Source organism: Pseudomonas sp. Ag1, from assembly GCF_000278565.1.
Taxonomy (GTDB): Bacteria; Pseudomonadota; Gammaproteobacteria; order Pseudomonadales; family Pseudomonadaceae; genus Aquipseudomonas.
The window spans coordinates 35,315-55,744 of sequence record NZ_AKVH01000085.1 but is presented as its reverse complement, the minus strand read 5'-3'; the positions used below and the strand labels follow the sequence as shown (position 1 = coordinate 55,744).

14 protein-coding genes are annotated in these 20,430 nt (G+C 59.3%); 2 read left to right on the top strand and 12 right to left on the bottom strand.

The window, feature by feature from the left end; genetic code table 11:
- Positions 1–3 precede the first annotated feature (3 nt).
- The 4 genes from A462_RS23405 to A462_RS23420 form a co-directional block, all read right to left on the bottom strand.
- Positions 4–963 carry an AAA family ATPase gene (locus A462_RS23405; RefSeq protein WP_003218556.1) on the bottom strand — a complete coding sequence of 320 codons (960 nt, stop codon included), beginning with the start codon at positions 961–963 and terminating at the stop codon, positions 4–6.
- Positions 964–1,273: 310 nt separating this feature from the next.
- On the bottom strand, positions 1,274–1,630 hold the full coding sequence (locus A462_RS23410; protein ID WP_003212949.1) for a hypothetical protein: 357 nt from the start codon (positions 1,628–1,630) through the stop codon (positions 1,274–1,276).
- A gap of 83 nt (positions 1,631–1,713) precedes the next feature.
- Positions 1,714–3,432 (bottom strand): ATP-binding cassette domain-containing protein, encoded by a 1,719-nt coding sequence (locus A462_RS23415; protein ID WP_238544222.1) that lies wholly within the window; start codon positions 3,430–3,432, stop codon positions 1,714–1,716.
- A gap of 36 nt (positions 3,433–3,468) precedes the next feature.
- Positions 3,469–4,659: a YcaO-like family protein gene (locus tag A462_RS23420; RefSeq protein ID WP_238544221.1), complete on the bottom strand. Its 1,191-nt coding sequence runs from the start codon at positions 4,657–4,659 to the stop codon at positions 3,469–3,471.
- Positions 4,660–5,679: 1,020 nt separating this feature from the next.
- On the opposite strand from A462_RS23420, the gene A462_RS23425 reads away from it, so the two are divergent.
- Complete coding sequence (locus A462_RS23425) at positions 5,680–10,539, top strand: NAD-glutamate dehydrogenase (RefSeq protein WP_003212956.1); 4,860 nt, start codon at positions 5,680–5,682, stop codon at positions 10,537–10,539.
- A 196-nt stretch (positions 10,540–10,735) separates the two neighbouring features.
- Here A462_RS23425 and A462_RS23430 read toward each other — a convergent pair whose 3' ends face one another.
- The 3 genes from A462_RS23430 to A462_RS23440 form a co-directional block, all read right to left on the bottom strand.
- Positions 10,736–11,422 (bottom strand): GntR family transcriptional regulator, encoded by a 687-nt coding sequence (locus tag A462_RS23430; RefSeq protein ID WP_008433034.1) that lies wholly within the window; start codon positions 11,420–11,422, stop codon positions 10,736–10,738.
- A 17-nt stretch (positions 11,423–11,439) separates the two neighbouring features.
- Complete coding sequence (locus A462_RS23435) at positions 11,440–12,144, bottom strand: FadR/GntR family transcriptional regulator (RefSeq protein ID WP_003212959.1); 705 nt, start codon at positions 12,142–12,144, stop codon at positions 11,440–11,442.
- 145 nt (positions 12,145–12,289) lie between these two features.
- Positions 12,290–13,600: a C4-dicarboxylate transporter DctA gene (locus tag A462_RS23440; protein WP_008433031.1), complete on the bottom strand. Its 1,311-nt coding sequence runs from the start codon at positions 13,598–13,600 to the stop codon at positions 12,290–12,292.
- Between the two features lie 232 nt (positions 13,601–13,832).
- Between A462_RS23440 and A462_RS23445 the strand changes: the two genes are divergently transcribed.
- Complete coding sequence (locus A462_RS23445) at positions 13,833–14,462, top strand: DNA-3-methyladenine glycosylase I (RefSeq protein ID WP_032899088.1); 630 nt, start codon at positions 13,833–13,835, stop codon at positions 14,460–14,462.
- A gap of 134 nt (positions 14,463–14,596) precedes the next feature.
- On the opposite strand, the gene A462_RS23450 is transcribed toward A462_RS23445, so the two are convergent.
- The 5 genes from A462_RS23450 to A462_RS23470 all read right to left on the bottom strand — a co-directional run bounded on the left by A462_RS23450 (position 14,597) and on the right by A462_RS23470 (position 20,416).
- Positions 14,597–14,998, bottom strand: a complete 402-nt coding sequence (locus A462_RS23450) for a cupin domain-containing protein (protein ID WP_003210770.1) — start codon at positions 14,996–14,998, stop codon at positions 14,597–14,599.
- Between the two features lie 83 nt (positions 14,999–15,081).
- Positions 15,082–16,515, bottom strand: a complete 1,434-nt coding sequence (pdxR, locus tag A462_RS23455; RefSeq protein ID WP_008433026.1) for a MocR-like pyridoxine biosynthesis transcription factor PdxR — start codon at positions 16,513–16,515, stop codon at positions 15,082–15,084.
- A gap of 59 nt (positions 16,516–16,574) precedes the next feature.
- Positions 16,575–17,342 (bottom strand): SDR family oxidoreductase, encoded by a 768-nt coding sequence (locus A462_RS23460; RefSeq protein ID WP_003210776.1) that lies wholly within the window; start codon positions 17,340–17,342, stop codon positions 16,575–16,577.
- Positions 17,343–17,361: 19 nt separating this feature from the next.
- Positions 17,362–18,429 carry a phosphotransferase family protein gene (locus A462_RS23465; RefSeq protein ID WP_003210778.1) on the bottom strand — a complete coding sequence of 356 codons (1,068 nt, stop codon included), beginning with the start codon at positions 18,427–18,429 and terminating at the stop codon, positions 17,362–17,364.
- 130 nt (positions 18,430–18,559) lie between these two features.
- On the bottom strand, positions 18,560–20,416 hold the full coding sequence (locus tag A462_RS23470; RefSeq protein ID WP_032899087.1) for a pilus assembly protein TadG-related protein: 1,857 nt from the start codon (positions 20,414–20,416) through the stop codon (positions 18,560–18,562).
- Positions 20,417–20,430 lie beyond the last annotated feature (14 nt).

Here is a 20,430-nt window from a genome sequence, read left to right as displayed (position 1 = left end):
ACGTCAAGCGACGGCAACGACGTCGAGAATGCGTTGCACCACGCGGTCCTGGTCGATGCCGGCCGCTTCGGCCTCGAACGACAGAATGATGCGGTGGCGCAGTACGTCGAACAGCACCGCCTGGATGTCTTCCGGGCTGACGAAATCGCGGCCGGCCAGCCAGGCGTGGGCCCGGGCGCAGCGGTCCAGCGCAATCGAGCCACGAGGGCTGGCGCCATAGGCAATCCATTCGGCCATTTCCGGATCGAACTTGGCCGGGGTGCGAGTGGCCATGACCAGTTGCACCAGGTATTCCTCCACCGCATCGGCCATGTACAGGCCGAGGATTTCCTTGCGCGCGGCGAAGATCGCCTGCTGGCTGACGCGCCGCTCGGGCTTGGTTTCACCGTTGAGGGCTTCGCCACGGGCCTGCTGCAGGATGCGGCGCTCGACGGCGGCATCGGGGAAGCCGATTTTCACGTGCATCAGGAAACGGTCGAGCTGGGCTTCGGGCAGCGGGTAGGTGCCTTCCTGCTCGATCGGGTTTTGCGTGGCCATCACCAGGAACAATGGCGACAACTCGTAAGTGCTGCGCCCCACGCTGACCTGGCGCTCGGCCATGGCTTCGAGCAATGCCGACTGCACCTTGGCCGGGGCACGGTTGATTTCGTCCGCCAGCACCAGGTTGTGGAAGATCGGGCCTTGCTGGAACACGAAACTGCCGGTTTCCGGGCGATAGATCTCGGTGCCGGTGATGTCGGCGGGCAGCAGGTCGGGGGTGAACTGGATGCGATGGAACTGTGCCTCGATCCCTTCGGCAAGCTCCTTGATGGCCTTGGTCTTGGCCAGCCCGGGAGCGCCTTCAACCAGCATGTGGCCATCGGCGAGCAGGGCAATGAGCAAGCGCTCGATGAGTTTTTCCTGGCCGAGAATCTGCGTTGAAAGAAAGGTTCGCAGCGCAAGCAGCGCTTCACGATGTTCCATCGATGACGGTTCCTGGAGAGGTGAGACTGGGCATTGCGAAAAATGCCAGGCCTGGGGGCGTTACTTTAATGCATCGGAGGGGGTGGAGACTAACGGCGCGGGGGGTATTTTTCGGGAAATGTGGGAAATGTCTGAGGTTTTTTCCGATAGGCGCCTGCCTTTGTGGCGAGGGAGCTTGCTCCCGCTGGGTTGCGCAGCAGCCCCAACAAGGCTGCCGAGTTTTTCCAGGCAGAACGCAGTTGGCTGGATTGGGGCCGCTTCGCAGCCCAGCGGGAGCAAGCTCCCTCGCCACATTGTGCGGGTTTGGCAGCTAGGCCCGGATATAGGTCCCGGTGCCCTTGAGAATGTTCTGCAGGGTTTCTTCCACTTCGGCCAGATCCGACTCGGCGGTGCCGTGGGTGATTGCCAATTGATCGTGGCCGCCCAATGCATCGGCATCCGCCGCGCCAATCTCCACCAACAGTGTCGTGGCACTCAGGGTGATCTTCAGCCCGTCCAGGGTCGACGGCTCGTAATCCCAGGTGACTTCCACCTCGTCCTCGTCCGGATAACGGGTCACCATGAACATCTCGCCCTTGTCGCCGTGGCAGCAGAGCATGGCCATGTTGTCTTCTTCGTCATCGCACGGGTTGACGATCAGGTGGGCGGTGGTGAGTTGCAATGGCATGGTTAATCCTGTCTGGGGGAGGGCGAAGCAGGGCAATTGTGCCATTGCGGCGAATTTTGTGCTGCATCGTGTATGAGGGGCTCCTAGCTGTTGCTGGTTTGGTTTTCCAGATCAAAGTCACTTAACAGCGTCAAGATCGACGTTTTGTTAGCCAACTCGCTCCAAGGGCCTTGATCAATGATTGCTCCGTTTGACATGACAATAACCTGATCAAAACGGTGCAGGTGGCGGACATCATGTGTGACGCATATCAATCCGCGTTTGCCGAAGATATCGAACAGCAGATCCCACACAGGCGTGGCCAGTTTTTGTTCAATGGACGCGCTGGGTTCATCGAATAAATTGAATTCCCCGGGCCTGTTGACGAGGCGCAGCAGGGACAGACGCTTTGCTTCGCCTCCTGAAATATTGGACGCGTTTTCGCTGAGGCTGCGGTTTAAAACGATTTCTTCCAGGTTCAGTTGCTCAATTGCGTGGTTCAAGTGTGGGGAGGGGGGGATTCCAAACAGTACGGAGTGATCAAAGTAGCCTTCCAGGAACTGGGGCGACTGGGGGCAATACCTCAGGTACCTCAAATGCGCTTGGGCACTCAGTTCGCAAATGGGCTTGTCGTCGATAAGCAACCTGCTTGTCAGTGAGGGGTTCAAGCCTGCCAGCACTTCCAGCAAGGTAGATTTCCCCGCTCCACTTGGCCCAGTGATGGCAACTGACTGACTTTGGGTAAATTCGATGGCTGTCTTGATGGTCAAGCGGATGGAGCTGGTGTCAGTCACGATGCAGGGATTAAGTATTAACGTTGATTTGGGCTTTAGCGGTATTTCGAGTTGGCCGTTGTCGTCGCCAAAATTTGGTAACGACAGTAGGTGCAGGAGTCGGCGCTGGTCTGCGAGAAATTGATCCAGTACCCGGTAGCCTTCTGTAAGCGCAGTAATGTTGATTAAGAAGCTGCCAGCGATTGAGAATGTCGCAACTAATTGCCCAAGACTAATAACGGGTTGTCCTGAAAGCTGATCCAATACCCCCCAGCCAAGTAGCCCTCCGGTGGCAAGGCTGATGAATAGGATCTTTATACCGTTTAAAAAACCGCCGGAGCTTGTAACTGTTACCGCGGCATTGGCGTATTGGGTGAAAGCTTCATTCAAAGGGTGTGTGGCAGTATGTTCTGCTCCTTCCAGTTTTATAGACTTCCCCGATTTTAAAGTGTTGAACAGAATGGCACCCAGCTCATCTTCTTGTTCGTTGATCCTGTCAATGTGCTTTCTCCGCCATCTTATGATTTTGTGGGCTGTAAAAAGATAGATAGCACTCAGGCCGATCACAGCGAGGAACACTCCGCTACCACCCATATACAAAAAGGCTCCCCCAACAATTAGCAACTCCAGGCACATAGGAAATGCGACAGTGACGAAAAACGTAAGCAATTTTTCGTGAGCCGTGATTCCGCGTTCCACAGACTTTATGAAGTGGCCAATGCGCCATGAGCTAAAGTGATGAAGGTCTTTGTGCAGTAATTGCCCAATCCAATTGATCGAAGCATCTCTTACGATTTGTTGGATTAGCTTGGATAATAGGAATATTTGCGCAGGGTTTACTAAGGCCTGAATGCATCCGGCCAGAATGAAGCCTGCAATCAGTATGAATAAGGTGTTCATTGTTGGCTGGTTGTTGCTAAGTGCGTCTACGACTTCTCCTAGCAGTAAAGGTGGCGCGAGCGCTATAACTTTAAGCCCTATTGTGGTAAGGACGGTAGACGTAAGCAGAGCTGTATGCTGTTTGCATGCTATTTTAACAAGTGTTTGCATTTGGTCGCCTATAGGCATTCTTCGCTGCATTCATACTTATAGTGTAGGGGTGGGGCAGCTGAGTAGAGTGTGCTGGGGCGCTACCAAGTTTCCACTTCTAATAATGTTGAAGCGCTCAAGGCTGGGGGTGTAGATTTGTATAACGCTACAGCCGTTGGCAAACTTGGTGAGTGTTCTGAAGAATATTTTCTTTCCGTCATTGGAAAGGCTGTTTTGTAATATTTGCAGCTGATGCGGAACGCTTGCTGAGAATTGTTTGTGTTGATGTTTAATGAGGGGCAGTCTCAAGTTCTTTATTGAGGAGAACTCAATGAGAGGTTTGAGCTTTTCTGAGCTAGACAGCAGCTCCAGGGTTTTCTTGTCCAGCTCCTCTCCTGCAGAGTCATACAGTTCGTTTGCTTGGAATTGCTCCGTCACCGCTCGCTGCAAAGCTACGTTAACGTCCAGCGAGCAACCTGAGCCAACAGATGCAATATGTAGATCGCCTGCGCCCGCTCTGGGGAAAGCTGCTGCAAAATAAACGCCTAAAAAATCTTTAATGACCACGATCTGGAGACGTTGGGCAGATTTTATTGCATACGGATTGTTATGTAGTGCCATCGCAAGGAGGGATGTGGACGGGGAGTATAAATTTATGGGTGGGCCGATTTTGCAAATTGCCATATAAAAAAGCGATAGAATGTGTCGCTCAATGACTTCGAGAATGCCGTGCAAGAGGGCCTCGTCTTCCGTACATCCGAATGCCATACCTGAATTGGATGAGTAGCGGGCTAGAAAATTTAAGTGAGAGTTTCCTTTGGGATGTTTGTTTTTGGCGATGGCTGGGCAGAGGAGCGCGTGTGGGACTAATAATTTTTCCTTTTTATCAAGGGTTGTGAGCGTTAAGCATTCAAGAGGCTCCTTGATTTGAGAGCAGTTGAAGAGTAAGCCATCGATTTTTGCTGGCGCTTGTGCAGCAACTGCCTTGCAGTGACACGTCGTAATACCAAGGGCGATTGGTTGGCCCGCGATAAGGTGTTCTAAGCTTTCAGCGAGTGCTCCAATAAGTGATTCGGGCCCTTTGCCTGCGCCCGATGCGACTAGTTGGCTATTTGCGTCGTACAGTTCCGTTGTCGCTACTAGGTTTTCTTTGTTTGCATACTGCGTAATCGCAGTTAGGCCAAGGCTATGAATGGTCTCTTTTATTTTTGATAGAGCATTGGTTGGGCTTAGTTCTCGCTCTGACATGCTTGCCTCGTTATTTTTGAATGCCGAAAGGATTTCCTTTCGGCATTTTTTAGCGGGTGCTTCATTTGTATGGAATGTCAGTTTGTGAGTGTGGCGAAGAAGTGGACCTCGGTCGCTAGTAAGCTTTCGGATGCGCCTGCGTTTTGCGGAAAGCCAGTCGGGATGGTTATTTCGGAGCGTTTATTACCCATTTCAATCACCTCGTTTCTATTTTGAATGAGAGGCACTCGATAGTGAGTTCCCCACTTGCGCGTAATTTCGCAAGTGATCAATTAATAGCAGTGGCCCTACCTCGATTCAATTGGTGTGAAGGCGCGAGCGTCCTGTGTTTGTGTAGGAATTATCTCGTCGGGGCGTGGGATGATAGTTGTCTATGTTTGATTTTTTGGCTTAGCTGCGGTTGTACGCAGCTGTTTCAATGGTTTGTGATGTTTATGGTTTTGTGAGAGGTAGGCAAACTAAGAGCGGTTCGACAAATCACTCATTTAGCTTTTGATGTGATTGGGAGTTCAGCCTCTCTATTGGGAAGGGGGCGACCACCGAGAATTTACCCTGATGATTCACTTTCTCAGGAGGCGTGCGGCATGCTGGCGAAAATGCGGCGAATTTTGTGCTGCATCGTGTGTCAGACCTTGTGGCATGACCTGGCGGGCAATATCAGTCATTTCCGGTACTCGGCGCCCCGGGATTTCTCCGAAAACACCCGGTTGCCCAAGTCGCAACCCGCCGGCAGCGTGCCGATGACCGAATATGTCGCAGCGTCGCAAGCAGCTTGCTTCCTACACTCGTTAAGCTGCGCAACGGATGTGCCTCGCCAGGAGTCTGACCTGCCCGTCGTACCGTCACCTGGCAAGGTGCGCATCTTATGGAAGTTGAATGTGACCTCATTGTCTTGTCCAGCTTCACCCACCTGTCACTCTGAATTCGTTACTGTAGACCGCGAACAGAGCTGACGGTCTCCCCGCAAGGGGATAACACGCGACGCTTCCATCAATAACAAGCCCAAGCGGAGTACCACAGATGGCGTTCTTCACCGCAGCCAGCAAAGCCGACTTCCAGCACCAACTGCAAGCGGCACTGGCGCAGCACATCAGTGAACAGGCACTGCCACAAGTGGCGCTGTTCGCTGAACAATTCTTCGGCATCATTTCCCTGGATGAACTGACCCAGCGTCGCTTGTCCGACCTGGCCGGTTGCACCCTGTCTGCCTGGCGCCTGCTTGAGCGCTTTGATCACAACCAACCGCAAGTGCGGGTCTACAACCCCGATTACGAACGTCATGGCTGGCAATCGACCCACACCGCGGTCGAAGTGCTGCACCACGACCTGCCATTCCTGGTGGACTCGGTGCGTACCGAGCTGAACCGCCGTGGCTACAGCATCCACACCCTGCAAACCACCGTACTCAGCGTGCGTCGTGGCAAGAAGGGCGAACTGCTGGAAATCCTGCCCAAAGGCACCCAGGGCGAAGACGTTCAGCAAGAATCGCTGATGTACCTGGAAATCGACCGCTGCGCCAACGCCGCCGAGCTGAGTGTCCTGAGCAAGGAACTTGAGCAGGTGCTGGGCGAAGTGCGCGTCGCTGTCGCCGATTTCGAACCGATGAAAGCCAAGGTCCAGGAGCTGCTGGCCGGTATCGACGCCAGCCCGTACGTGATCGACGGCGAAGAAAAAGCCGAGATCAAGAGCTTCCTGGAATGGCTGGTGGGCAACCACTTCACCTTCCTCGGCTATGAAGAGTTTGTGGTACGTGACGAGGCGGACGGCGGTCATATCGAATATGACGCCAACTCGTTCCTCGGTCTGACTAAACTGCTGCGCCCGGGCCTGACGGCCGACGAGCTGCGCATCGAAGACTACGCGGTGAACTATCTGCGTGAGCCGGCCGTGCTGTCGTTCGCCAAGGCTGCACACCCAAGCCGCGTGCACCGCCCGGCCTACCCGGACTACGTGTCGATCCGCCAGATCGACGCCGACGGCAAGGTCATCAAGGAATGCCGCTTCATGGGCCTCTACACCTCCTCGGTGTACGGCGAAAGCGTGCGGGTGATTCCTTACATCCGTCGCAAGGTGACGGAAATCGAGCGTCGCTCGGGCTTCCAGGCCAAGGCGCACTTGGGCAAGGAACTGGCCCAGGTGGTCGAGGTGCTGCCCCGCGATGACCTGTTCCAGACCCCGGTGGACGAGCTGTTCAGCACCGTGATGTCGATCGTGCAGATCCAGGAACGCAACAAGATCCGCGTGTTCCTGCGCAAAGACCCGTACGGCCGCTTCTGCTACTGCCTGGCCTACGTGCCGCGCGACATCTATTCCACCGAAGTGCGCCAGAAGATCCAGCAAGTGCTGATGGATCGCCTGAAAGCCTCGGACTGCGAGTTCTGGACGTTCTTCTCCGAGTCCGTACTGGCTCGTGTGCAGTTGATCCTGCGGGTAGACCCGAAGAACCGCCTGGACATCGACCCGCTGCAACTGGAAAAAGAAGTGGTGCAGGCCTGCCGCAGCTGGCAGGACGACTACTCCAGCCTGGTGGTGGAAAGCTTCGGCGAAGCCCATGGCACCAACGTGCTGGCTGATTTCCCGAAAGGTTTCCCGGCCGGCTACCGCGAGCGTTTCGCCGCGCATTCGGCCGTGGTCGACATGCAGCACTTGCTCAGCCTGACCGAAGCCAACCCGCTGGTGATGAGCTTCTATCAGCCGCTGGGCCAGGTTTCCGGCCAGCGCGAGCTGCATTGCAAGCTGTATCATGCCGATACGCCGCTGGCGCTGTCCGATGTGCTGCCGATTCTGGAAAACCTCGGCCTGCGTGTCCTGGGTGAATTCCCGTACCGCCTGCGTCATGCCAATGGCCGCGAGTTCTGGATTCACGATTTCGCGTTCATCGCCGCCGAAGGCGTGAACCTCGATATCCAGCAATTGAACGACACCCTGCAGGACGCGTTCGTGCATATCGTGCACGGCGATGCCGAAAACGATGCGTTCAACCGCCTGGTGCTGACGGCCGGCCTGCCATGGCGCGACGTGGCGCTGCTGCGTGCCTACGCCCGTTACCTGAAGCAGATTCGCCTGGGCTTCGACCTGGGTTACATCGCCAGCACCCTGAACAACCACACGGACATCGCCCGCGAGTTGACCCGGTTGTTCAAGACCCGTTTCTACCTGGCGCGCAAGCTCACCGCCGAAGACCTCGAAGACAAGCAGCAACGCCTGGAACAAGCGATCCTCACGGCCCTGGACGACGTTCAGGTGCTCAACGAAGACCGCATCCTGCGTCGCTACCTGGACCTGATCAAGGCCACCTTGCGGACCAACTTCTACCAGGCTGACGCCAACGGCCAGAACAAGTCGTACTTCAGCTTCAAGTTCAACCCGCACGCGATTCCTGAGCTGCCCAAGCCGGTGCCGAAGTTTGAAATCTTCGTCTACTCGCCACGGGTTGAAGGCGTGCACCTGCGCTTTGGCAACGTCGCTCGCGGCGGCCTGCGCTGGTCTGACCGTGAAGAAGACTTCCGCACTGAAGTATTGGGCCTGGTAAAAGCCCAGCAAGTGAAGAACTCGGTGATCGTGCCGGTGGGCGCCAAGGGCGGTTTCCTGCCGCGTCGCCTGCCGTTGGGCGGCAGCCGGGACGAGATCGCGGCCGAGGGCATCGCCTGCTACCGCATCTTCATTTCCGGCCTGTTGGACATTACCGACAACCTGAAAGACGGCGCCCTGGTGCCACCGTTGAACGTGGTGCGCCACGACAACGATGACCCGTACCTGGTAGTAGCAGCGGACAAGGGCACTGCGACCTTCTCCGACATCGCCAACGGCATCGCCATCGACTACGGCTTCTGGCTGGGTGATGCGTTCGCTTCCGGTGGTTCTGCCGGTTACGACCACAAGAAAATGGGCATCACCGCCAAGGGCGCGTGGGTGGGGGTGCAGCGTCACTTCCGTGAGCGCGGCATCAACGTCCAGCAAGACAGCATCACCGTGGTGGGCGTGGGCGACATGGCCGGCGACGTGTTCGGCAACGGCCTGTTGATGTCCGACAAGCTGCAACTGGTCGCCGCCTTCAACCACCTGCACATCTTCATCGATCCAAACCCGAACCCGGCCAACAGCTTCGCTGAACGTCAGCGCCTGTTCGATCTGCCGCGCTCGGCCTGGACCGACTACGACACCAGCATCATGTCCGAAGGCGGCGGTATCTTCTCGCGCAGCGCGAAGAGCATTGCCATCTCGCCACAGATGAAAGAACGCTTCGACATCCAGGCCGACAAGCTGACCCCGACCGAACTGCTGAATGCCTTGCTCAAGGCACCGGTGGACCTGTTGTGGAACGGCGGTATCGGCACCTACGTCAAGGCCAGCACCGAGAGCCACGCCGATGTGGGCGACAAGGCCAACGACGCCCTGCGCGTCAATGGCAACGAGCTGCGCTGCAAGGTGGTGGGCGAGGGCGGTAACCTCGGCATGACGCAGCTGGGTCGTGTGGAATTCGGCCTCAATGGCGGCGGTTCCAACACTGACTTCATCGACAACGCCGGTGGTGTGGACTGCTCCGACCACGAAGTGAACATCAAGATCCTGCTCAACGAAGTGGTGCAGGCCGGTGACATGACCGACAAGCAGCGCAACCAGTTGCTGGCGAGCATGACCGACGAAGTCGGCAGCCTGGTGTTGGGCAACAACTACAAGCAGACCCAGGCCCTGTCCCTGGCTGCCCGCAAAGCCTTCGAGCGCGTGGCCGAGTACAAGCGCCTGATGAGCGACCTGGAAGGCCGTGGCAAGCTGGACCGTGCCATCGAGTACCTGCCGACCGAGGAGCAGCTCAACGAGCGCGCCGCTGCGGGCAAGGGCCTGACCCGTCCGGAGCTGTCGGTACTGATCTCCTACAGCAAGATCGACCTCAAGGAAGCGTTGCTCAAATCCCTGGTGCCGGATGACGACTACCTGACCCGTGACATGGAGACCGCTTTCCCGCCGAGCCTGGTGGCGAAGTTCTCCGAAGCCATGCGTCGCCACCGTCTGAAGCGCGAGATCGTCAGCACCCAGATCGCCAACGACCTGGTCAACCACATGGGCATCACCTTCGTTCAGCGCCTCAAAGAGTCCACCGGCATGAGCCCGGCGAACGTGGCGGGCGCCTACGTGATCGTGCGAGACATCTTCCACCTCCCGCACTGGTTCCGTCAGATCGAAGCCCTGGACCACCAGGTCTCGGCCGACGTGCAACTGGAGCTGATGGACGAGCTGATGCGCCTGGGCCGCCGTGCCACGCGCTGGTTCCTGCGCAGCCGTCGCAACGAACAGGATGCCGGACGTGATGTTGCGCACTTCGGTCCGCACCTTGCCGCGCTGGGCCTCAAGCTCGACGAACTGCTGGAAGGCCCGACCCGCGAAGGTTGGCAGAACCGTTACCAGGCTTATGTCGAAGCCGGTGTGCCGGAGTTGTTGGCGCGCATGGTTGCAGGCACTACCCACCTGTACACCCTGCTGCCGATCATCGAAGCCGCCGACGTGACAGGCCAAAGTGCGGCAGACGTCGCGAAGGCTTACTTCGCCGTCGGCAGCGCCCTGGACTTGCCGTGGTACCTGCAGCAGATCAGCAGCCTGCCCGTGGGCAACAACTGGCAGGCCCAGGCCCGCGAAGCCTTCCGCGATGACGTGGATTGGCAGCAACGGGCGATCACCATTTCCGTACTGCAAATGGCCGATGCGCCAGAAGACATGGAAGCCCGCGTGGCCCTGTGGCTTGAGCAGCACCAGGACATGGCTGATCGCTGGCGCACCATGATGGTGGAGATTCGTGCTGCAGTCGGCACGGACTACGCCATGTACGCGGTAGCCAACCGTGAGTTGCTGGACCTGGCGATGAGCGGCCAGTCGGTGCTGTAACGGGTCTGACTGAGCGTTAAAACAAAAAGCCCGGTATCGAAAGATATCGGGCTTTTTTGCATTTGATTATCGGCGTGTTATCTCAACTTGTGGCGAGGGAGCTTGCTCCCGCTGGGCTGCGCAGCAGTCCCGTTTTTGGGGCCGCTGCGCGTCCCAGCGGGAGCAAGCTCCCTCGCCACAGGTTAAAACAGTGTGATCAATTGCTGCGTAGTAGCTTGGCTTCCAGATGATCCAGATGCCGGGTCATCAAGTTGACGGCTTGGCCGGCATCGCCATGCTCCACCGCATCCACAATCGCCCTATGTTCCTGCCATGCGCAATACGTGCAAGCCTTGGCCTCAAACTGCGCAATCGCCAATGAGGTCAGCGGCACCAGGCTGTTGAGAAACTGTGCCAACGGTGCATTCCCGGCGATGGCTGCCAGTTGCAGGTGAAATTCCCCGGAAAGGCGAATCGCCGGCCCGCGCTCGTCACGCTCGATGCAGTCGCGCTCCCGTGCGATCAACTCCCGCAGTTGGCGGATCTGCGCCGGTTTCGCCTGGGCACACGCCAACTGCACCACGGTGATTTCCGTCAGGCGTCGCGCCTCGAGAATCTGCTGGGTCTGTTGTGCATCCGGTGCCGCCACCTGGGCCCGATGGTTGGGCCGAAGGATGATCACTTGCTGGTGCGACAGCCGCGCCAGCACCCGGCGAATCACGCTGCGGCTGACGCCAAAACTTTGCCCGAGGCTCTCCTCGGTAAAACGGCTGGCGGGGGCGATGCGTTGCTCGAGAATGGCGTCGAACAGTGCCGGGTAGATGTCGTCCACCGAGAGTTTCGGCTTGCCCACCAGGCGCAACGGCGTAAAGGGGAAAGGGGTGTGCAGGGCGTGAGCGGTCATGCGCGGTCTCCTGGAAGTCAGCTACCCAGATGGTCATCCGGGATGTTCAAGCGAATGCCCATGCGCAAGCCTTCCTGCAGGATATGCCGGCGCATTTCGGCGCTGGCCAGGGCGCTGTTCTTGTTGCGGATCGCCCGCACCACGGCGTCGTTTTCCTGCAAGCGTTCCGCCAGGTGTTCGGGGGAGTTGCGCAGTACCTGGGCGCTTTGCTTGAGGGCGTTGCTGGTTTGTTGCACCACGTTCTGGAAGATCGGGTTGGAGGTCAGGGCGAACAGTTCTTCGTGGAACGCGATGTAGGCGTTCATCCCGGCTTCGCTGTCGCCGGCGTCGAGGGCTTCGCGCATGTCCATCAGGGTCAGGCGCAGTTGCCCGACTTCCTTGCTGCTGATGGATTGCGCCACTAAACCTACGATAAAGGGCTCGAGGGTGTAGCGCAGTTGCAGGATGTCTTCAAGGCTGGCGTCCGCCACGCCGCTGTCCTGGGCCTGGGATTCGCTGAGGGTGGTTTCCAGCACCACCACGCCCTTGCCGGGCATGGAACGTACCAGGCCGAGGGTTTCGAGCACGATCACCGCTTCGCGCAGGCTTGGGCGGCTGATGCCCATTTGCTCGGCCAGTTCACGCTGGCCGGGCAGCATCTCGCCGCGCCGCCACTGACCCCTCGCCAGGGCGGCGCGCAGTTTTTCTACCACTGAATTGACGACGGTTGACGAGGTGATCACGTGTGGCTCCCTTTAAATTGAACTGTCTGCCTGGTGTGGCGAGGGAGCTTGCTCCCGCTGGACTGCGCAGCAGGCCCATTTTTTGGGGCCGCTTCGCGCCCCAGCGGGAGCAAGCTCCCTCGCCACAGGGGGTGAGTCTGTCTCATCAGAACTCTTGGTGGGCGGGCAGCACCGGTTTCTTGGCCTGGAAGGCATACCCTTGTTGACCGTCCAGCACCTTGTTGGCGCGCTGGATATCGATGTCTTTTTCCCAGCGGGCGATGGCCACGGTGGCGACGCAGTTGCCGATCAGGTTGGTCAGCGCCCGGCCAATGCCCATGAACCAGTCCACCGCCAGCACCAGCACCAGGCCCACCACCGGAATCGCCGGGATTGCGGTGAGTGTCGCCGCCAGAATCACCAGTGCCGAACCCGGAATCCCGTGGGCGCCCTTGGAGGTGATCAGCGACACCAGCAGGATGGTCAGCAGGTCGGTCATCGACAGCGGTGTGCCGGTGGCATTGGCGATAAACACGATGGCCAGGGTCAGGTAGATCGAGAAACCGTCGAGGTTGAACGAGTACCCGGTCGGAATCACCAGGCCCACGGTGGAGCTGCCAATGCCAAGGTGTTCCAGTTTACGCATGATCTGTGGCAACACGGCATCGGAGGACGCGGTGCCCATCACGATCAACAGTTCTTCCCGCAGGTACTTGAGCAGCGGCATCATCCGCAGGCCCGACAGGCGCATCACCAGCCCCAGAATCACCGCGACGAACAGGAAGCACGTAAGGTAGAACAGGCCCACCAGGCTGCCCAGGTGTTGCAGGGAATCCAGGCCGTAGGTGCTGGTGGTGAAGGCGATGGCGCCGAACACGCCGATGGGCGCCAGGCGCACGATCATGCCCATGATGCGGAAGATCACGTGGCTCAGCTCGTTGATCAACCGTGAGATCCCGGAAGCGGCTTCTCCCACCAGGTTCAGCGCGCTGCCGAACAACACGGAAAACAACAGCACTTGCAGCACGTTGTTATCTGCGAAGGCGCCGATCACCGAGTTGGGGATCAGGTCCATCAGGAACTGGCTGGTACCCTTGATGTGTTGGCCACGGTCTGCCAGTTCATTCAGGCCGGCAGACGACAGTTGCTCCAGGTGGATATTGGCGCCGGTGCCGATCCCGGTGCTGAAGGCCATGATCAGGCCGATCACCAGGGCCACGGTGGTCAGTGCTTCGAAGTAGATCACCGACTTGAGGCCGATGCGCCCGACTTTCTTCAAGTCGCCGGCACCGGAAATACCGCTGACCACCACGCAGAATACGATCAGGCCAATCAGCATTTTGATCAGCTTGATGAAGCCGTCACCCAGGGGTTTGAGTTGCGAGGAGAATTCAGGGAGCGCGAGGCCGCAGATTATGCCGATCACCAGGCCAATCACGACTTGCAGGAAAATCGAACGCGAGCACCATCTGAGCATGGGAAGGATCTCTATTCGGTGCCCTGGTGGGTCCAGGGCTTAATTGTTGTGGTCTGACCGGTATGTCCAGTGCGGGGCCAGTCTACGCTCGGTTTTTTTCAAGTCGCAAGTAAATATTACGCGGATGGCAGGTCCCGGTCTGACCAGTTGGTTCGCAAGGTTCGTGCTTGAGCGGTTGGCGGCCCGGAATTTTTTTCGCTTATCATCCCGGGCTTGGTTCACAGGGTGAGTTATGGATATTCCAGGATTGATCACGGACGCGGCGGGCGTCACCAGCTGTACGTGGCGCACGGCGGCGCCGGAGTACCCGGATTACCACGACCACGAATGGGGCGTGCCGGTGGCCGATGACATTGCGCTGTACGAGAAGATTTGCCTGGAAGGTTTTCAGGCCGGCATGGCGTGGATCACCATCCTGCGCAAGCGCGAGGCGTTTCGCCGGGCGTTCGAGGGCTTTGATTTTCGCCGAGTGGCGCAGTACACCGAGCAGGACATCGAGCGATTGATGGCCGACCCGGGTATCGTGCGCAATCGCGCCAAGATCGTGTCCACCATCAACAACGCCCGGCGCGCCTGTGAGCTGGTGGATGAGACCGGTTCGCTGGCGGCGTGGCTGTGGTCGTTTGAACCGGCCGCCGATGAGCGCCCGGCGGTGGTGGACATGGCGTACTGGACGGCCAACCCCACGTCAGCCGCGTCAACACGTTTGTCCAAGGCCCTGAAGAAACGTGGCTGGAGCTATGTGGGCCCGACCACGATGTATGCGTTCATGCAGGCGATGGGCATGGTCAACGACCACCTTGAAGGCTGTACCTGCCGGTCTCGAATCGAACACCTGCGCCACCACTTCAAACGACCCTGAGCCACTGACTGTGCGCGGTTATAACTGTGGGAGCTGGCTTGCCGGCGATGGCGGTGGATCAGCAAACACAACTGTGTCTGATGCACCGCCATCGCCGGCAAGCCAGCTCCCACAGGAGGGTGTGGTGGCGCGGGTTAGTGGGGCAGCGGCGTGAGCACGTCGGCCTTGTCATCCATCACCATCACTACCAGCAGTTTCGCCGGTTGGGTCTGGCTGGCATTGCTGGATTCAAAGTGCCGCGAGCCGGCAGGTTCATAGAACGACTGGCCGACCTTGTAGGTGATCGCCTTTTCATCGTTGACCCGCGAGGTGATTGCACCTTCCAGCACATAGGCCACGGCCGTGCCGGTGTGGCTATGGGGCACGGTGGCCTGGCCCGGGGCGTAGTCCACGGTGAGCATCACGGTTTTCTTGCCGGGGACGTTGGCCAGGGCGTGTTCCTGCAACACGTTGATCTTTTCCTGGTTGTACACCGGGTCGTGGGCAAAGGCGCTTAACGAGGCCAGCAGCAGGGTGGTGCCGAGCAGTACTTTCATGGTGAGGCTCCGAGTGAGTCGAGACCCGTTCACCCTAGGCCCCGATCCGGATTTGACCAATAGCCAATCCGGCGGAAATTCCCTCAGCCAATCTGTCGCAGGATATCCCGCACCACGTCCAGTGCCGGGTCAATGTCCAGGGTTTCGATCGCGCCAAACCCGATCTTCAGTCCCTCGCGTACCGGTGTGTCGTGGAAAAACACGCTCAGCGGATAGAGCCCCACGTCAGCCTCCCGTGCCAATTGGGTAAGCTGCGGAATATTCACCGGCACCTTGCACAGTGCGGCCAGATGGAACCCGGCCACGGTGGGCACCACGTCGAACCACGGCGAGAGGTCCCCCGCCAGGCGCTGCAGAATCCGTTCCCGGCGCCCGGCATATACCCCATGGCAGCGCCGAATGTGCTTGAGCAGGTAGCCTTCGCTGATGAACTTGGCCAGGGCCCATTGCGGCAGGGTGGAGCTGTGCTGGTCGGTGAGTTGCTTGGCCTTGAGCACCGCGCCGAAAATCGCCGGCGGCAACACCGTGTAGCCCAGGCGCAACTCCGGCAGCAGGGTTTTCGAGAAGGTCCCGACGTAGGCGACCACGCCGCGGGTGTCCATGCTTTGCAGGGAGTCGGTGGGGCGGCCCTCGTAGCGGAATTCGCTGTCGTAGTCATCCTCGATCACGATGGCGCCCAACGCCAGCGCACGTGCCAGCAACGCCTCACGGCGCGGCACGCTCATGGGCATGCCCAGCGGGAACTGATGGGACGGTGTCACGTAGATCAGCCGCGCGCCGTCGGGAATCAAGTCGACCCGCAGGCCGTGTTCGTCCACCGGCACGCCCACCACGGTCGCCCCCATGGCGTCGAACATCAGTCGCACCGGGGTGTAGCCGGGGTCTTCCATGGCGACGACGGTGCCCGGTTCCAGCACCACGCGGGCGATCAGGTCGAGCGCCTGCTGGGCGCCGTTGGTGACTACGATGTCGTCTTCGCTGCACCTGACCCCACGGGAAAATGCGATATGCCCGGCGATTGCATTGCGCAGGGCCGGCAAGCCTTCCGGCCGGCTGTAGAAGCCGCTGTCCTGTGAGATACGGCGCAAGGCATCGAGGGTGCAGCGCCGCCATTCATCCTGGGGGAACTGGCTGCGGGCGGTGGCGCCGCCGATAAAGTCCCGGCTCGGGCGGGTTTCACGGTTGGGGTGACCCATGGGCGCGGGAAGGGCTTGCCACTTGGCCAGGTTGGCGGCGCAGGCAAGGTCGGCGGCACTTTGCAGGTGTTCGCGGCGCGTGGCCCAGGCGTTGACGAACGTGCCACGGCCGATCCTGCCGACCAACAACCCTTCGTAGGTCAGCGCCGCGTAGGTGTCTGAGACTGTCTTGCGCGACACGCCCAGTTGCAGGGCCAGCAAGCGGCTGGGAGGCAATTGCGACCCGGCCACCAGTTGTCCCGACTCAATGGCCGTGCGCAGTTGCTGGTAAAGCTGTTCGGCCAGGTCCTTGCGGCCCTTGATAACGACGTGCAGTTCCATGTTTCATCCAGAGGCAAGCAATCACCCGCAAGATTACCGCAAGTCACCCGCCAGCCGAATCAGGACAGGAAACCACCGTCTACATTCAGCGATACACCGGTGGTGTAGCTCGACGCGTCGCTGGCCAGGTACAGCACCGCGCCGGCCATCTCGCTCGGGTCGGCCACGCGCTTGAGGGGGATCTGCGCCAGGGCCATTTTCAGGATCGAGTCGTTCTTCACCAGCGCGGAGGCGAACTTGGTGTCGGTCAGGCCCGGCAGCAGCGCGTTGCAGCGAATGCCGAACGGCGCGCATTCCTTGGCGAAGACTTTGGTCATGTTGATCACGGCGGCCTTGGTCACCGAGTAGATGCCCTGGAATACGCCCGGCGAAATCCCGTTGATCGAGGCCACGTTGATGATGCTGCCGCCACCGTTCTCGCGCATCAGCTTGCCGGCTTCCACCGACATGAAGAAGTAGCCGCGGATGTTCACGTCGACGGTCTTCTGGAATGCGCCCAGGTCGGTGTCCAGCACGTTGCAGAACTGCGGGTTGGTGGCGGCGTTGTTGACCAGGATGTCCAGGCGGCCGAACTGTTCGCGGATCGCGGCAAACACGTTGGTGATCTGTTCCATTTCGCCGATATGGCAGGCAATTGCCGTGGCCTTGCCGCCGTCGGCGATGATCGCGTCGGCCACGTGCTGGCAGCCGTCGATCTTGCGGCTCGACACGATCACGTGGGCGCCTTGCTGGGCCAGCAACTTGGCGATGGCCTCACCGATACCGCGGCTGGCGCCGGAAACGAAAGCGATCTTGCCGTCGAGGTCGAACAGTTGGGTCTTGGACATGGTTTTTCCTTGAAGAGGGTCAGAGGGAAGACTGTTTGATGACATTCAGGCTCATCTGCTCAAGCAGCTTGTTCATGTGAATGAACTGCGCAAAGCGTTTGTCCTGGGTCTGGCCATGGAAGAAGCGGTAGTAGATCTGCTGCACGATGCCGGCCAGGCGGAACAGGCCGTAGGTGTAGTAGAAGTCGAAATTGTCGATCTGGATCCCGGAGCGTTCGGCGTAGTAGTCGACGAACTGGCGGCGGGTAAGCATGCCGGGGGCGTTGCTCGGCTGGCGGCGCATCAGTTGCACCGGGGCCGGGTCGGCCGCTTCGATCCAGTAGGCGAGGGTGTTGCCCAGGTCCATCAGCGGGTCGCCGAGGGTGGTCAGTTCCCAGTCCAGCACGCCGATGATCTGCATCGGGTTATGCGGGTCGAGGATCACGTTGTCGAAGCGGTAGTCGTTGTGGACGATGCTCGAGGTGGGGTGGTCGGCCGGCATCTTGTCGTTGAGCCAGGCACGTACCGCTTCCCAGCTGGGGGCGTCGGGGGTCAGGGCTTTTTCGTAGCGGTCGCTCCAGCCGCGAATCTGCCGCTCCACATAACCTTCGGGCTTGCCCAGGTCGGCCAGGCCGCAGGCGCTGTAGTCGACCTGGTGCAGCTCGACGAACTTGTCGATAAAGCTTTTGCACAAGGCTTCGGTTTTCGCCGCGTCCAGGCCCAGTTCCGGCGGCAGGTCCGAGCGCAGGATGATCCCGTTGACCCGCTCCATCACGTAGAACTCGGCGCCGATCACCGACTCGTCGGTGCAGTGCACGTAGGCCTTGGGGCAATACGGGAAACCGTCCTTGAGCTGGTTGAGAATCCGGTATTCGCGGCCCATGTCGTGGGCGGACTTGGCCTTGTGGCCAAAGGGCGGGCGGCGCAGCACGAATTCCTGGCCGGGGTATTCCAGCAGGTACGTCAGGTTGGAGGCCCCCCCGGGGAACTGGCTGATTTTGACGCTGCCGCTCAAGCCCGGGATATGGGCCTTGAGGTAGGGATCGATGAGGCTGGCATCAAGTTCTTCGCCGGGGCGAATCTGGGTCGATTGGTCATTAAGCGCCATGCTTATCCCTTCTGCTTATTCTTAAGGCCTTGGACTATTGGCTAATCTAATGCGCGCGGCCGCCAAGCCACAAGGTTGGGGCGGCTTAATAGGTTAGCGTGTTGGCCGATGATCAGCGGGCTTGATGTGCTCAGATCACCAGAACTGCGCGCCCGCCGGGGTTGCAGGACAGGTTGGCACCGATTTCGACTTTTGCCAGGTCGATGCCCAGGCCGGCGAGCAGGTTATTGACCAGCGGGTCGAGGAGCGGGCTGAGCAGTCCGGAGATGATGCCGCTGAGCAGATTCAGTACGCCGGTGATCAGGCCGACCACCAGGTTCAGCACCAGCCCAATCAGTCCGCCCTGTGTCGGTGGATGGTTGATCAACTGGATGCCATTGAGGGTGTTGCTCAAGCTGCCCACCACGTTGTTGGAACTGAAACTGAAGTAGTCCGGGGGGCTTTTCACCTCGGGCGGCGACAGGTAAGTGTGGTTCCGGACGGTCTTGGCCACGCTGCTGTCGATCTTCAGGCTGATGCCACCCACGCCATACGGTTGCCGGGGATCGCAGACACCGTTGCTACAGGTCTTCACCCCAAGGTCGAGTAATGGGAATTCGTCAACGTTCAGTGGTGCTGTGGAGGAAAACAGGTTTTTTGGGTCGATCTGGCCCACCATCAGCCTAACCGCCGAGGTGGTACCGAGCACCGACAAGGCTTTGTCCGCAGGCCCGTTGCAGCGATATCCGGTGACCGTGCTGCTGCCGCTGGCGGCTTCCAGTGCTACATCGATTTGCTGGCCGATTTTGGGGTCAAAGGAGCTGCCTAACAAGATGCCCACCAGCGCCGTTACCCCGCCCAGTAAATCGTTCACCGCGCCGATTGCCGGCAGTTTCACCGAGATCAACGTCCTGACTTGCGCGGTCCTGACGTAGATCGGCTGGGTGGCGATCAGCTTGGGGTTACCTATGGCGGAAACCTGTGCCGGTTCAATGACCTTGGTCTTGACCGTGATATTCAGCAGTCCCAGCACATCCACCGGCAACTCCACCGCGACCGCGTTGTACTTGTTCGACAGTTGCACAAACCCCTGGATCAGGTTGAACAGTTGCAGGTTAACGTCCAGGGCGCTCTTGTCGGTGCCGTTCTGGATGGTCAGCAGGTCGCCCAGGTGCAGGATCTTGGTGCCGGGTGCAATCAGCTTGATCGCTTCCAGGTTATTGATCACCACCTTGACCGCATCGCCCCCCAGCTTGAGTACATCTATCGCGGCCTGGATCAGATCGCCGACGCTGGCGTCGGTCTTGAGCAACTCGTCGTAGTTGCCGGCGCTGACCTTCAATTGAATCGCCAGCGCGTCCAGGTAACTGAGCAGGTTGATATCGGTATTGATCAGGCCCTTCCAGCCCACCGCGTCGAGTTGCAATTTGCCCCCCAGCAGTCCGCCGATCAACGCATTGAGTGCGGCGGACTTGGTGCTGTCCACGGTCAGCAAGGTGCTGCGGATGGTCAGTACGGCCACCGGTGGCGCGGGCACGGCGGCCACGGCCACTGCCTGCAACCGGATGGTCGGCTCGAAAGGGCCGGTGGAGAGCAGCATGAACAGGCGGTTGGCGATACTGGTGACGACGCGGTGGGTGGCGATGACCTGGATCGCATCGGACCTTGAGGGATTGGGGCTGAAGGCGCGCATGAAGTCAGCCCCGGTGACCAGGGTGCCACAGGTGGTCGCCAGGGTACGGTCTTCGTTCAGCGGGAAATCATTGCGGGCTGCGCTTTGGATCGCGAATTGCGCGGCGTTGGTATTCGGCGTCACGCAGGCGCCGCCGCGGGTGACCACTTCCAGCGCCGCGGTGTCGGCAACCCGTTGCAGCTTGCGCTTTTCCAAGTACAGCCGGCCGCTGTCGACCACCAGCAACAGGAACAACAGTGCGATCCCCAGGGTCATCGCACCCATCAGTCCTATTGCGCCGCGTTGGCGGGCCGAGCCGGGTCCTTGGCAAACCATCCTGCGTTCCTTCG